This is a genomic window from Sphingomonas sp. Leaf67 (genome assembly GCF_001421965.1).
Taxonomy (GTDB): domain Bacteria; phylum Pseudomonadota; class Alphaproteobacteria; order Sphingomonadales; family Sphingomonadaceae; genus Sphingomonas.
The window spans coordinates 58870-71780 of record NZ_LMLP01000019.1 but is presented as its reverse complement, the minus strand read 5'-3'; the positions used below and the strand labels follow the sequence as shown (position 1 = coordinate 71780).

Below are 12911 nucleotides of genomic sequence, written 5' to 3'. Positions count from 1 at the left end.
GCGCGCGCAACCCCCTATCTTGGGTGCGATGGCCTCTCCCGAAATCGACGCGCTGACGCAGGCGCTCTCCCGCCTTCCCGGCCTTGGCCCGCGTTCGGCACGCCGCGCGGTGCTGCATCTGGTCAAGAAGCGGGAGACTGCGCTCGACCCGCTGCTGGTCGCGCTCGACCGGGTGGCGCGCAATCTCGCGACCTGCTCGACCTGCGGCAATGTCGACACCACCGATCCCTGCGGCATCTGTACCGATCCGCGCCGCGACGATCGCTCGCTGTGCGTGGTCGAGGAGGTCGCCGACCTGTGGGCGCTCGACCGGGCGCGGCTGTTCCCCGGCCGCTTCCATGTGCTCGGTGGACGGCTGTCGGCGCTGGAGGGCGTGCGCCCCGACGACCTCGCGATCGATTCGCTGGTCGCCCGCGTCGCGGCGGGCGGCATCGACGAGGTCGTGCTGGCGATGAACGCCACGCTGGAGGGGCAGACCACCGCCCATTACATCGCCGAGCGGATCGAGAAATATCCGGTCCGCCTGACCCAGCTTGCGCACGGCCTGCCGGTCGGCGGCGAGCTCGACTATCTCGACGAAGGTACGCTGGCGCAGGCGCTGCGGGCACGACGCCCGGTCGCTTGACCGCCGGAAATATGCTACCTAGCTAGCCGCTATGGCCATTCTTCCGATCATCGAAATCCCCGATCCCCGTCTCCGCCTCGTCTCCGAACCGGTCGAGGCCGTGACCGACGAGGTAAAGACGCTCATCGCCGACATGTTCGAGACGATGTACGACGCCCCCGGCATCGGTCTCGCCGCGATCCAGGTCGCGGTGCCCAAGCGCGTGCTGGTCATCGACCTGCAGGACGAGGAAGACGAAGAGGGCAAGCCGATCAAGGCACCCAGGGCGTTCGTGAACCCGGTGATCGAGGAAGAGTCGGAAGAGCTGTCGACCTATCAGGAAGGCTGCCTGTCGATCCCCGAACAATATGCCGACGTCGTCCGCCCGGCGCGCTGCCGCGTGACGTGGCTGGATGAGAAGGGCGACCAGCATGACGAATGGCTCGACGGGCTGATGGCCACTTGTCTCCAGCACGAGATGGATCACCTGAACGGCGTGCTGTTCATCGACCATCTGTCGCGACTGAAGCGCGACATGGTCATCAAGAAGCTGAACAAGGCGCGCAAGGCGGCGTAAGCGACGAACCGATCCCCGTTCGCCTTGTCCGGCAGGCGGGGCGCGGGTAAGTTCCGGGTCCGTTCCTCCCGGAGTATCGCATGGACCCGCTCGTCATCGTCATCGTCGCCGCCGTCCTGCTTGCGGGGTTGGCGATCGGCTGGCTGATGGGCAGCCGACAGGTACAGTCGCTGCGTGAGGAGCGCGACAAGCGCGAGGGCGATTTCAAACAGGCGATCGCCGATCTGGCGCTGGCCAGCGAACGCGCGAAGGAAGTGCCGACGCTGCGCGAGGAGCTGATCGAACTCCGCGCCGATCGGGATGCATTGCGGCTCGACCACGCTGCGCTCAAAGCCAATGCCGCGGCGTTCGAGGAACGGCTGGCCGAGTTCAAGGACGCGCGCGAGGCGATGGCATCGCAGTTCCGCGAAACCGCGCAGGTCATGCTCGACGGTGCCCAGAAATCCTTCCTGCACCGCGCACAGGAACGCTTCGCGCAGGCGGGCGACACCAACGAGATGAAGCTGAAGGCGCTGCTGGCCCCGGTCGAGGCGACGCTGAAACGCTACGAAGCCAGCATCGGCAAGGTCGAGAGCGAGCGGCAGGAAGCCTATGGCACGCTCAAGGGCCTGATGGACGCGATGCGTATCGGTCAGGAATCGGTGAAGAGCGAAGCGGCCAAGCTGGTCAACGCGCTCCGTTCCGCGCCGAAGGCCCGCGGCCGCTGGGGCGAACAGCAGCTGCGCAACGTGCTCGAAACCTGCGGGCTTGCCGAACATACCGATTTCCAGATGGAGGTTTCGGTCGATCACGGCGACGGGCGGCTGCGCCCCGACGCGATCGTCAAGGTACCCGGCGGCAAGAGCCTGGTCATCGACGCCAAGGTCTCGCTCAACGCCTATCAGGACGCGCATGGTGCGGTCGACGAGGTCGAGCGCGCCGCCTTCATGACCGCGCACGTCGCGTCGATGAAGAACCACGTCAACGCGCTGGGGGCCAAGAGCTACCAGTCGCAGTTCGAGGATACGCCCGACTATGTCGTGATGTTCGTGCCGGGCGAGCATTTCCTTGCCGCCGCGCTCGAACATGCGCCCGACCTGTGGGACTATGCCTTCGACCGCCGCGTGCTGATTGCAACGCCGACCAATCTGATCGCCATTGCCCGCACCGTCGCGGCGGTCTGGCGGCAGGAAAAGCTGGCGGGCGAGGCGCGGCAGATCGGCCAGCTCGGCCGCGAACTTCACGCCCGTCTGGCGAAGATGGGCGATCACGTCGCGAAGCTCGGCAAGAATCTGGAGGGCGCGAACACTGCCTATAACGCGTTCGTCGGCAGCCTCGAATCGCAGGTGATGACCTCGGCCAAGCGGTTCGAGACGCTCAACATCGACACCGGCGGCAAGTCGATCGATCCGCTCCCGGTCGTCGAGCAATCGCCGCGTCCGCTGACGAAGCTGGCCGTGGCGATCGCACAGGCCGAGGAAGCGGTCGAAGAGCGCAGCGAGCCGCACGAGACCGCGGCGGAGTAACTGCGTCAAACCGGTCGCGGCGGCGTCTGACCGTCGTCGCCCAGCACCAGTCCCATCGTCACCGCGACGATCCGCGCCGCCATCATCGCGCAGAGCCGGTGCGGGTCGTCCCGCGCCGGGACATATTCCGCCAGCACCAGCCCGGCGATCTCGCCCTTTTCGGCGAGCGCCCGCAACAGCAGGATGACCGCTTCGTAGCGCAACCCGCCAGGTGTCGGCATCGCCACGGCCGGGAACACCGCCGGATCGATTCCGTCGCAATCGATCGCGACCAGATACCGCCCGCCCGCCGGCACCGCGTCGATCGCCGCATCGATCCCGCCGCGGATCAGGTCATAGGCGGTGACGATCCGGCTGCCCCAGCCCCGCGCATCCTCGATCTGCCACGCGCCGCCGCTGCCCAGACCGCGTACGCCGACCTGCACCATGCCCGTGACATGCGGCATCTCCGCCAGCCGCCGCATCGGCGATCCATAACCGAGCGTCTGCCCCCGGATATCGTCGCCCCAATCAACATGCGCGTCGATCTGCACGACGGTCAGCGGCCCGTGATCGGCAAAGCCCGCCGCGAACGGGATCGGCACCGAATCGTCGCCGCCCAGCACGATCGGCACCGCGCCCGCCGCCAGCACCGCACGCGTCGTCGTCTCGATCCGCTCGCGATTGCCCGCTGCATCCTCGGGCCGGGTATCGACGTCGCCGAGATCGACGACGCCGCGCGCATCGGCTTGGTCGGGAAACGGGGTGAAGCCGAGGTCGAAATCGATCTGCGACAATTGCCGCGCAAACCCCTGCGACGCCGCCCGGATCGCGGTAGGCGCGTCGGCCGAATGGCTCGGCTCGCCATCGTCATAGGGCGTCGCCTCCCTCGCGCCGAACAGCACGATGCTGGATCGGTCGAGCGTGTCGAGGTCGGCGGCGGGCAGGGCGGCGAAGGTCGGACGGGTCATCCCCGCTGAATGCGTACCCCGCCCGAAAGGTTCAGGGGCGGTGCTGCCCCAGCACGGTGTACGCCATCACCGCCGTCGCCACCGCCGCATTCAGGCTGTCGGCCTTGCCCAGCATCGGGAGCTTGACCAGCAGGTCGCATTCGGCGGCCATATGGTCGGGCATTCCCTGCGCTTCGTTCCCGGTCAGCAGGAACGTCGGGTCGGGATAGGTCGCCGCGCGATAATCCTGTTCGGTATCGAGGCTGAGGCCGACCAGCGTCCCCGGACCACGGCGCAGCCAGCTCTGGAACGTCGCCCAGTCGGCCCGCGCCACGGCGACGGTGAAGATCGCCCCCATGCTCGCCCGCACCGCCTCGACCGAAAACGGGTCGACGCATTCGTCGATCAGGATCAGTCCGCCGGCACCGGTCGCATCGGCGGTGCGCAGGATCGTCCCCAGATTGCCGGGATCGCGCAGCCGTTCGGCGACGAGCCACAGTGAGGCGTTGCGCCGGTCGATGCCCGAAAGCTCGGTCGAGAATTCGTCATAGACGCCGACTACCGACCCCGGATTGTCCTTGCCCGACAGCTTCGACAGGATGTCGACCGTGGTCGCGATCGCGGTGCCCCCCGACGCCTCGGTCTCCTCGATCAGCACCTGCAACAACGGATGCTGCTCGCTGCTGGCGAAATACAGTTCGGCGGGAAGCCAGCCAGTCTCGCGCGCCTCGGTCAGGATGCGCAGACCCTCGGCCAGAAAGCGGCGCTGGTCCCGGCGATGGCGTTTCTCGCGCAGGTTGCGCGCGGCCTTCACCATCGGGTTCGAAAAAGCGGTAATCTCGCGAGGCATGGTTTCGCCTAGCGTGCCGCGCGCTCCGCGTCGATCGAATCGATAATGCGCGTGCCCGCCATGAATACCGCGATCGGGCAGACCGCGAACATTAGCTTTCCCGCGATCCCCGGATATAGCTGCAGATAATGAAACCCGCGCTCCACTGCGCCGACGGCAAGGCCATAGATGACGAGGAACGCCTCGAACTTCGACTTGATCGTGAACAGGTTCTTCAGTCGGGTCAGCATGGCGGCACCATACGCAACATACGTACCACCGACGGTTTTCCGCGAGGTTCGGACGGTCGCACGTAGTTAATTGTCAATTAACCCGACAAGGTCGAGCGTTTCGAGCAACGCCCGCCGTGCCGCGACGATCCGATCGATCAGCGCCGGATCGCCGATGTCGGCCGGCGCGATCCGCTCGGGCCAATGCGCCTCGACCACCGCCGCGATCCGGTCGAGCGTGGCTCCGTCGACCAGAAACCGCGGGTCGATCGTCGCCGGATCGGCCACCACGCGCAGCCGCAGGCAGGCCGGGCCACCGCCATTGGCCATCGATTCGCGGACGTCGACGACCTCGAGCCGCCGGATCGGGCCATTACCCGCGACCATCTCCTGCAACCACGTCCATACCGGCACGTTCGCCTGCGCCTCGGCCGGCAGGATCAGCGCCATGCCGCCATCGGCCAGCGTCACCAGCTGCGCATTGAACAAATAGGAAGCGATCGCATCGGCAAGGCTGACGCGATCGGCGGGTACCTCGACGATCTCGACCGACGGCATCGCCGCGCGCAGATCGGCGAAGAACCCGTCACTGTCGTGGAACGCCTGTTCATGCGCGAACAGCACGCGTTCGTTGGCGACCGCGACGACGTCATTGTGAAACGCCCCGGCCGCGATCGCCGCGTCCGACTGCCGCACGAAGAGGGTGCGGGCCGGGTCGAGCCGATGCGCCCGCGCGACCGTCTCGCACGCCTCGCGATGCTGGCGCGCGGGGAAGGGGCCGCCGCTCACGCCATAGACGAACACCTCGACCCCCGCCGTCCCATGCGCCTCGCAGAGCCGCATATGGTTCGCCGCCCCTTCGTCGCCGAATGGCGCAGTCACCGGCCCGTGCACGGCAAAGGCCGCATCGGCGAAGGCCAGTTCCAGTTGCTTGAGCGTCGCCGGCCATTCATGGCTGCGATGCGGCATCGTCACCAGATTGGCGACGGTCAGGTGACAGCGGCCGTCCCCAGTATCGGCCGCAGGGGAGACGGTTGCGGCGTTGGCCGCCCACATCGCCGAGGCCGACAACGCCTGCGCCCGCACATGCGCTGCCGCGCCCGCATAATCGGTCGCCAGCCGCGCCAGCCAGCGCGTGTCCGGTCGCGGATGCGGCAGCAGGATGCCCTGCGTCAGCCCCAGCGCGAGGTTCGCGCGCATCTTGGCGATCCCCTGCAACGCCGCCATGCGCGGGCGTGACACCTCGCCGGCATTGCGCGTCGCCGCCAGATTGCCGTGGCTCAGCCCCGCATAGTTATGGCTGGGACCGATGATCCCGTCGAAATTGATTTCCCGCACCATCGTCACCGCCCCACATGACATAGCGTGTCGCCGACCACGACACCCAGCGCGCGTGCCGCCTCCGCATCGATCGCGATGCCGTCGTCGCGGACCGTCACCTCGCCCAGACAGGCTCGGAAATCCGACAGCCGCCCGGTCGACAGCAACGACGGCCTGCCGCCGCGATCGTCGATCGCCACGACCTTGCCCTCGCGCCGGTTGCGGATCGTCATGATCTGGTCGGTGCGTGCGGTCATGGTCGGCCCGCCGTCGAAGATGTCGACGTAATTCTCGTACGCGAAGCCTTCATTCTCCAGCATCCGCATCGCCGCCCGCCCGGTCGGATGGGGCAGGCCGATGACGGCGCGCGCCGCGTCGGGCAGCATCGCGATATAGACCGGATGGCGCGGCATCAGATCGGCGATGAACTGGTTGCCATGGATCGCGTTGAACTGGTCGGCATCCTGAAAGGTCATGCCGAAGAAGCGCCCGGCGACCCCGTCCCAGAACGGCGATCCACCCGCCTCGTCGATGATCCCGCGCAATTCGGCCAGCACCCGGTCGGCAAAACGCCCGCGGTGCCGCCCGATGAACAGGTAGCGCGACCGCGCGAGCAACAGCCCCAGCCCGCCGGCCCGTTCGCCGGGATGCAGGAACAGCCCGCCGACCTCGCTCGCTCCCTCCAGATCGTTGACCAGATTGAGGATGTCGGCCCGGAACGTCCGTCCCAGCGCCTCGCTATGCTTGGTCAGCGTCGCGACACGATAGGAATAGAAGGGCCAGCGCTGGCCGACCTTGGTGAACACCTGACACGTCCCGCGTACTTCGCCGGTGTCGATATTCTCCAGCACCAGCACGAACACCTCGTCGCGCGGCGTATCCTCGTCATGCGTGAAGGCGACGGCGCTGCGCTCCAGCCGGGTCAGCAGCGCGCTGCGATCGGGCGGCAGGTTGGTGAAACCGCCCCCGGTCAGCTTGGCCATCTCATAGAGATATTTCAGGTCGTCTTCACGTGCTGCGCGGATACGAAACGTCACAATCCCCCCTGTGCCACGATACGCGAGATGGCGATCGCCGACAGCGCGGCACGTTCGGCCAGGCTGTCGACGATCATATATTCTTGCTGGGAATGGATCGCGCCGCCGCGCACCCCCATCGTGTCGATCACCGGCACGCCCTGCGCGGCGATGTTGTTGCCGTCGCACACCCCGCCGGTATCGCGCCAGCCGATCGGGATCGACAGGTCGCCGCCGACCGCCTGTACCAGCGCGAACAGCTTCGCGGCACCGGCATCGATCGGCTTGGGCGGGCGGTTGAAGCTGCCGTGCACCGCGACCCCGACATCGTGGCTGGCCGCCACCGCCGTCGCGATTGCATCGATCTGCGACCGGGCGCGAGCGATCTCGTCTGTCCCATGCGGCCGGAAATTGACGCGCAGCACCGCATGGTCGGGCACGACATTGTTCGGCCCGCCGCCCTCGATCCGCGCCGGATTGACCGCCAGCCGCGGCCCTTTCACCGTATTCAGCCGCAGCGCGATATCGGCGGCGGCGACGATGGCATTGCGGCCCTCCTCGGGGTTGCGTCCGGCATGGGCGCTGCGCCCGCTGACCACGATCGAGAAATTGCCGGTCCCGCCCCGCGCGCCCGCCAGCGTCCCGTCGGGGAGAGCGGGTTCGTAGGTAAAGGCCGCGACCTTGCCCGCCGCCATCGTCTCGATCAGCCGGGCAGAGGCGAACGAGCCGGTTTCCTCATCGGAATTGATGACCACGTCATAGCCGAAGCGATCGCCGATCCCCGCCGCCTCGACCGCCTTCAACGCGGTGAACATCACCGACAATCCGCCCTTCATATCGGCGGCCCCCGGACCGTTCAGCGCGCCATCGGGCAGATAGCGCGCGGTCTGAAACGCGTGATCCACGTCATAGACCGTGTCCATATGCCCGGTGAACAACATCCGCAGCGGCGCATCCGGCCGCACGCGCAGCAACAGGTGGCGGCCATGGTCGATCGCGCACACCTGCCCGTCGCTGTCGACCGTTTCGACCGGCTCGGGGTCGACCATCTCGATCGCGCCGGGCAGGGCGCTGAAATCGTCGGCGAGCAGCCCGGCCATCGTCGCCAGTCCGCGAAGGTTGCGGGTGCCGCTGTTGACCGCGACCCATCGTTCGACCTGCGGCAGCATCGCCGCGCCGTCGATCATGTCCCTCAATCCGGCTTCTTCATACGTCCGATCCATGCCCCGGTGTAACCGGGATCGATGCGTTCAGAAAGCATAGACCAGGGAGGCACGCCCGGTCGTGTCGGTGTTGATGCGTCCCACCGGCGGGCGGCTTTCATACTGGACGTTGTACGACAGCCGCGCCGACAGCGGACCCAGCAGCTTGGCATCGACCGCCGTCAGGCTCGTGACGGTGCTGTTCGCAGCCTGCACATAGGCGGACGTATCCTGCCGCAGCGTCAGCGCGGGCGTCATCCGCCAGTCGAAATCGACCGAGCCACGCGCCGCCAGATTGCGCTCGACATCGCCGGTCGTGAAAGAGGTATGCCGGAATGCCGGGCCGAGTTCGAGGTCGAGCGTGACCGGTCCGCGTGCGACGACGGTGTAGCCCGCACCGCTCGACGCCGAATATCGATCGTAATAGCCGAAGAACTTGTCCGACTCATACTGCGCCGCGCCATAGATATACAGGCGGTCGTCAACTTTGTAGTTGGGTTCGAATGCGCCGAGATAATGTTCGCGCGTCGGAATCCCGTTATTTTCCTGATAATCTGCCTGTAATTTCAGCTTGTGTCGCCAGCGATAGCCTTCGCGCGAGAGGTCGAGCACGGCGGTGACGCCCAGACTGTCCGAATTGCCGCTGTTGATCCAGCCGCCGACTTCCGCACGCCCCTTCACCAGCGCGCCGAACGACGCGGTGCGCAGCCGCTTCTCGGTCTTTTCGGTGCGTTCGAATGTATAATGCGATGCCAGATCGGCGATCTTCTGCGAATGTTTCGGCGCGGCCTTACGCGCATAGCGGACGATCGTCGCGACATCGTTGTCGTTGCCCGACGCCATCGCCTCTTCCAGCATCGTCCGGATTTCGATCGGCAGATCGGGTTCCGGCGGCGGTTCCGCAAAGTATAGGCCAAGCGGCAGGAGGAGCGCGGGATTGGGCATCATCACCCGCTATAGCCGATTGCCTGTCGTCGGGCTGAACCATTCACCCCGACTTTCGCGCGCTTCACCGATGCAGGTGATCCGCAAACGCCGCCAGCACCTGTTCGTACAGCGTCTTCTTGAACGGCACGATCATCGTCGGCAGGTCGGCCGGCTCGGCCCAGCGCCATGCGCGAAATTCGGGTTCGGGGGTCTCGATGTCGATATCGGCATCCTCGCCCTCGAACGCGAACAGGAACCAGCGTTGCCGCTGCCCGCGCCATTTCCCCTTCCAGATCCTGCCGATCATGTCGTCGGGCAGGTCGTAGAGGAATTCGCCCGGCGCCTCGGCGATCAGCCGGACCTTGTCGGGCAGGACCCCGGTTTCCTCGCGCAGTTCGCGGACCGCCGCATCGACCGGTTCCTCGCCCTCGTCGATCCCGCCCTGCGGCATCTGCCATGCCTCCAGCGTCGAATCGAGCCGCTGGCCGACGAACACCCGGCCGTCGCGGTTCAGCAGCATGACGCCGGCGCAGGGGCGATAGGGGAGGGTGGTCTTGTCCATCGCCGCTTCCTATCGGCACCGTGCCGCTTTTGCGAGGACCAACGGCATCTTATCTGTGCCGCGTGATCCCCGTCGTCCATCATCCGCACTACGTCGCCGAAAGCCCGCCGGGCAGCCGCTATCGCTGGGGCAAGAACGGCCTCGTCCGCGATCTCCTGCGCGACCGGGGATCGGCAATCGACTGGCACGAACCCGAACCGATGCCGCGTCGGTGGATCGAGGCGGTGCATGACGACGATTACGTCGCCGAGGTGATCGAGGCGCGCGTGCCGCCGGCCAAGGAACGCCGCATCGGCTTCGCGGTCACCCCGCCGATGGCACTGCGCGCGGTCGCGGTGCCCGGCGGCACCTATCACGCCGCGCGCGTGGCGATGGAGCGCGGCTATGCGGCCAATACCGCCGGCGGCAGCCACCACGCGCTCGCCGATACCGGGGCGGGCTATTGCGTGTTCAACGACCTCGCCATCGCCGCCAACCGGCTGGTCGACGAAGGCGCCTGCGCCAGGGTGCTGGTGATCGACGTCGATGTGCATCAGGGCGACGGCACCGCCTCGCTGCTCGCCGGGCGCACCGGTCTCGCGACCTATTCGATCCATGCCGAAAAGAATTTTCCGGCGCGCAAGGCGCGATCGACGCTGGATGTCGGATTGCCCGATGGGGTCGGCGACGACGAATATCTGGCGACGCTGGGGGCGACGCTGGTTCCGCTGCTCGACAGCTTCGCGCCGTCGTTGTTGCTGTATCAGGCCGGGGTCGATCCGTTCGCCGACGACCGGCTGGGGCGGCTGTCGCTGACCCAGGCGGGGCTGAACGAACGCGACCGCTGGATCGGGCAGCTGGCGCGGGAACGCGGCCTGCCGATCGCGAGCGCGCTCGGCGGTGGGTATGGCGATCTGCTCGAAGTCGCACATCGCCACGTCGCGTCGATCGTCGCGGTGGCGCAGGGAACCGGGATCGTCGCGCACGCGTAACGCCTGTCGCATGACCGAACCCGTCCTTCTCTGGCTCCGCCAGGACCTCCGCCTGCGCGACCAGCCCGCGCTCGTCGTCGCCATCGACGCCGGCGCAGCCATCCCGGTCTATGTCCTCGATGACGACGCGCCGGGCGACTGGGCGATCGGCGGTGCGCAGCGCTGGTGGCTGCATCACAGCCTCGCCGCGCTGGACGACTCGCTAAAGGCAAAGGGATCGCGCCTGATCCTGCGCCGGGGCGAGGCGGTGGCCGAACTGCGCAAGCTGATGGAGGAGACCGGCGCATCCCACATTCATGCGATGCGCCATTACGAACCATGGTGGGTGAAGGCGCAGGACGCGCTGGGCGACGATCTGACGCTGCACGACGGCAACCATCTCCGCCCGCCCGAGTGCGTCCGCACCGGCTCTGGCGGCGTGTTCAAAATCTATTCGTCCTTCTGGAAGGCGCTGAACCAGATGCTCCCGCCGGAGGAGCCGGTGGCGATGCCGCACACGATTCCCGCTCCGTCCAAATGGCCGAAGTCCGACAAGCTCGCCGACTGGAAGCTGCTTCCGACCAAGCCCGACTGGTCGACGGCCTTCGCCAAAGCATGGCAGCCGGGCGAGGATGGTGCTGCGAAGGCGCTCAAATCCTTCGCCGCGCGCCTCGGCGACTATGACGAGGCGCGCAACCTGCCGTCGGTCGATGGCAGTTCGAACCTGTCGCCGCACCTCCACCATGGCGAGATCTCACCACGACAGGTCTGGGCGGCGCTCGACGGGCAGGGCGACAGCCTGACGACCTATCGCAAGGAACTGGCATGGCGGGATTTCGCCAGCGGCGTCATCCTGTCGATGCCCGACTATGCCGATGCCAATGGCCGCCCGCGCTACGACAAGCTGAAATGGCGCAGCGGTGCGGAGGCGACCCGCGACCTGACGGCGTGGCAACAGGGCCGTACCGGCTATCCGATTGTCGATGCCGGAATGCGCCAGCTGTGGCAGATCGGCTGGATGCACAATCGGGTGCGGATGATCGCCGCGTCCTTCGTCATCAAGCATTTGCTGATCGACTGGCGCGAGGGCGAACGCTGGTATTGGGATTGTCTGGTCGATGCCGATTTCGGCAACAATGCCGTCAACTGGCAATGGGTCGCGGGCACCGGTGTCGATTCGAACATGTTCGGGCGGATCATGGCCCCGCTGACCCAGTCCGAAAAATTCGCCGCCGCCGACTATATCCGCCGCTGGGTCCCCGAACTGGCCCATCTGCCGGACGCGGCGATCCACGACCCCGACGCCGCCGGATGTCGGCCGAAGGACTATCCCGCGAAGCTCGTCGAGCATCGCGAGGCACGCGAGCGTGCCCTGGCGGCGGCGCGCGGCGTGTGATGTCGATCAGGCCGGCGAACTCACGACCCACACAGCTGCCGCCCCTTCGGATCGCGCAGCGCCGCCGCCTCCGAACCGCTGTCGCTCAACCGGTCGACCGCGAACCCGGCCAGCGACGCGCGCTGCGTACACAGCCGCTTGCAGCCATCGGGCAGCTTGCCCGGCAGCCGGATACGGCCGCCGTCATAGGCCGCCTCGAACGTGCAGCCATTGCCCAGGTCGGCGCGCAACGTTTCGCCCTCGCGGGAATAGCGGCCATGCCCGCTGCACCCGATATCGTCGCCATAGTCGACGAACATCCCGATGCGACTGCCGGCGATGCACAGCCGGTCGCCCTCACGCGCATATAGCCCGACCGGAGTCGCCGCCGCCGGATCGCGCACCACGCCGCGCGCGATCGCCGCCTGTTCCAGCGTCGCTTCGTCGCGATCGGGTGCCGCCCCCGGCGAACATCCCGCCAGCACCAGCGCCGCCGCCAGCCACAGCCTCACGTTGCGGGCACCAGCCGATCGCCCTCGATCCGCCGGAAAAAACAACTGTCTGCCCCGGTATGGCACGCCGGCCCCGCCGGTTCGCACCGCAGCCACAGCGCGTCCTGATCGCAGTCGATCCGTGCCTCGACCACGCGCAGCACATTGCCCGAGGTCTCGCCCTTCTTCCACAACCGCCCGCGACTCCGCGACCAGAAGGTCGCCTCGCCCGTCGCCAGCGTGAGGCGCAACGCCTCGTCGTTCATGAAGGCGACCATCAGCGGTTCGCCGCTGGCGGCGTCTACGGCGATGGCGGTCAACAGCCCATCGGCATCGAATTTCGGGTTCAGCACCAGTCCGGTATCGCGATTTTCCATCGCCGCAACTCCTATCG

Annotated in this window: 15 protein-coding genes; 5 read left to right on the top strand and 10 right to left on the bottom strand. The window is 67.1% G+C overall.

The window, feature by feature from the left end:
- Positions 1-28: 28 nt before the first annotated feature.
- The 3 genes from recR (at position 29) to rmuC (ending at position 2686) form a co-directional block, all read left to right on the top strand.
- Positions 29-625: a recombination mediator RecR gene (gene recR, locus ASE90_RS09805; RefSeq protein ID WP_055999512.1), complete on the top strand. Its 597-nt coding sequence runs from the start codon at positions 29-31 to the stop codon at positions 623-625.
- Positions 626-656: 31 nt separating this feature from the next.
- Positions 657-1181 carry a peptide deformylase gene (def, locus tag ASE90_RS09800; RefSeq protein WP_055999509.1) on the top strand — a complete coding sequence of 175 codons (525 nt, stop codon included), beginning with the start codon at positions 657-659 and terminating at the stop codon, positions 1179-1181.
- An 80-nt stretch (positions 1182-1261) separates the two neighbouring features.
- A complete protein-coding gene (gene rmuC / locus ASE90_RS09795) occupies positions 1262-2686 on the top strand; it encodes a DNA recombination protein RmuC (RefSeq protein WP_055999506.1) in 1425 nt (474 codons plus the stop codon).
- Between the two features lie 5 nt (positions 2687-2691).
- On the opposite strand, the gene ASE90_RS09790 is transcribed toward rmuC, so the two are convergent.
- The 8 genes from ASE90_RS09790 to ASE90_RS09755 all read right to left on the bottom strand — a co-directional run bounded on the left by ASE90_RS09790 (position 2692) and on the right by ASE90_RS09755 (position 9701).
- On the bottom strand, positions 2692-3636 hold the full coding sequence (locus ASE90_RS09790; protein ID WP_055999503.1) for an arginase family protein: 945 nt from the start codon (positions 3634-3636) through the stop codon (positions 2692-2694).
- A gap of 31 nt (positions 3637-3667) precedes the next feature.
- The gene (locus tag ASE90_RS09785; RefSeq protein ID WP_055999500.1) at positions 3668-4465 is read right to left on the bottom strand and encodes a TrmH family RNA methyltransferase; all 798 of its coding nucleotides are present in this window, start codon (positions 4463-4465) and stop codon (positions 3668-3670) included.
- Between the two features lie 8 nt (positions 4466-4473).
- A complete protein-coding gene (locus ASE90_RS09780; protein WP_055999497.1) occupies positions 4474-4695 on the bottom strand; it encodes a hypothetical protein in 222 nt (73 codons plus the stop codon).
- A 66-nt stretch (positions 4696-4761) separates the two neighbouring features.
- Positions 4762-6015 (bottom strand): N-succinylarginine dihydrolase, encoded by a 1254-nt coding sequence (locus tag ASE90_RS09775; protein WP_055999494.1) that lies wholly within the window; start codon positions 6013-6015, stop codon positions 4762-4764.
- Between the two features lie 2 nt (positions 6016-6017).
- Positions 6018-7031 carry an arginine N-succinyltransferase gene (locus ASE90_RS09770; RefSeq protein WP_055999491.1) on the bottom strand — a complete coding sequence of 338 codons (1014 nt, stop codon included), beginning with the start codon at positions 7029-7031 and terminating at the stop codon, positions 6018-6020.
- Positions 7028-8197, bottom strand: coding sequence for a hydrolase (locus tag ASE90_RS09765; RefSeq protein ID WP_055999489.1), 1170 nt, complete (start codon positions 8195-8197; stop codon positions 7028-7030). The genes ASE90_RS09770 and ASE90_RS09765 overlap by 4 nt, the downstream gene beginning before the upstream one ends.
- A 63-nt stretch (positions 8198-8260) precedes the next feature.
- The gene (locus tag ASE90_RS09760; protein ID WP_056000122.1) at positions 8261-9157 is read right to left on the bottom strand and encodes a YdiY family protein; all 897 of its coding nucleotides are present in this window, start codon (positions 9155-9157) and stop codon (positions 8261-8263) included.
- A gap of 64 nt (positions 9158-9221) precedes the next feature.
- Positions 9222-9701 carry an RNA pyrophosphohydrolase gene (locus tag ASE90_RS09755; RefSeq protein WP_055999487.1) on the bottom strand — a complete coding sequence of 160 codons (480 nt, stop codon included), beginning with the start codon at positions 9699-9701 and terminating at the stop codon, positions 9222-9224.
- 62 nt (positions 9702-9763) lie between these two features.
- On the opposite strand from ASE90_RS09755, the gene ASE90_RS09750 reads away from it, so the two are divergent.
- Both ASE90_RS09750 and ASE90_RS09745 read left to right on the top strand, forming a co-directional pair.
- A complete protein-coding gene (locus ASE90_RS09750; protein ID WP_055999484.1) occupies positions 9764-10672 on the top strand; it encodes a histone deacetylase in 909 nt (302 codons plus the stop codon).
- A 10-nt stretch (positions 10673-10682) separates the two neighbouring features.
- Entirely contained in the window at positions 10683-12047 is a 1365-nt protein-coding gene (locus ASE90_RS09745) for a cryptochrome/photolyase family protein (protein WP_055999481.1), read from the top strand.
- A gap of 20 nt (positions 12048-12067) precedes the next feature.
- On the opposite strand, the gene ASE90_RS09740 is transcribed toward ASE90_RS09745, so the two are convergent.
- Both ASE90_RS09740 and hisI read right to left on the bottom strand, forming a co-directional pair.
- On the bottom strand, positions 12068-12538 hold the full coding sequence (locus ASE90_RS09740) for a hypothetical protein (RefSeq protein WP_055999478.1): 471 nt from the start codon (positions 12536-12538) through the stop codon (positions 12068-12070).
- Positions 12535-12894: a phosphoribosyl-AMP cyclohydrolase gene (hisI, locus tag ASE90_RS09735; protein WP_055999477.1), complete on the bottom strand. Its 360-nt coding sequence runs from the start codon at positions 12892-12894 to the stop codon at positions 12535-12537. The genes ASE90_RS09740 and hisI overlap by 4 nt, the downstream gene beginning before the upstream one ends.
- Positions 12895-12911: the final 17 nt, after the last annotated feature.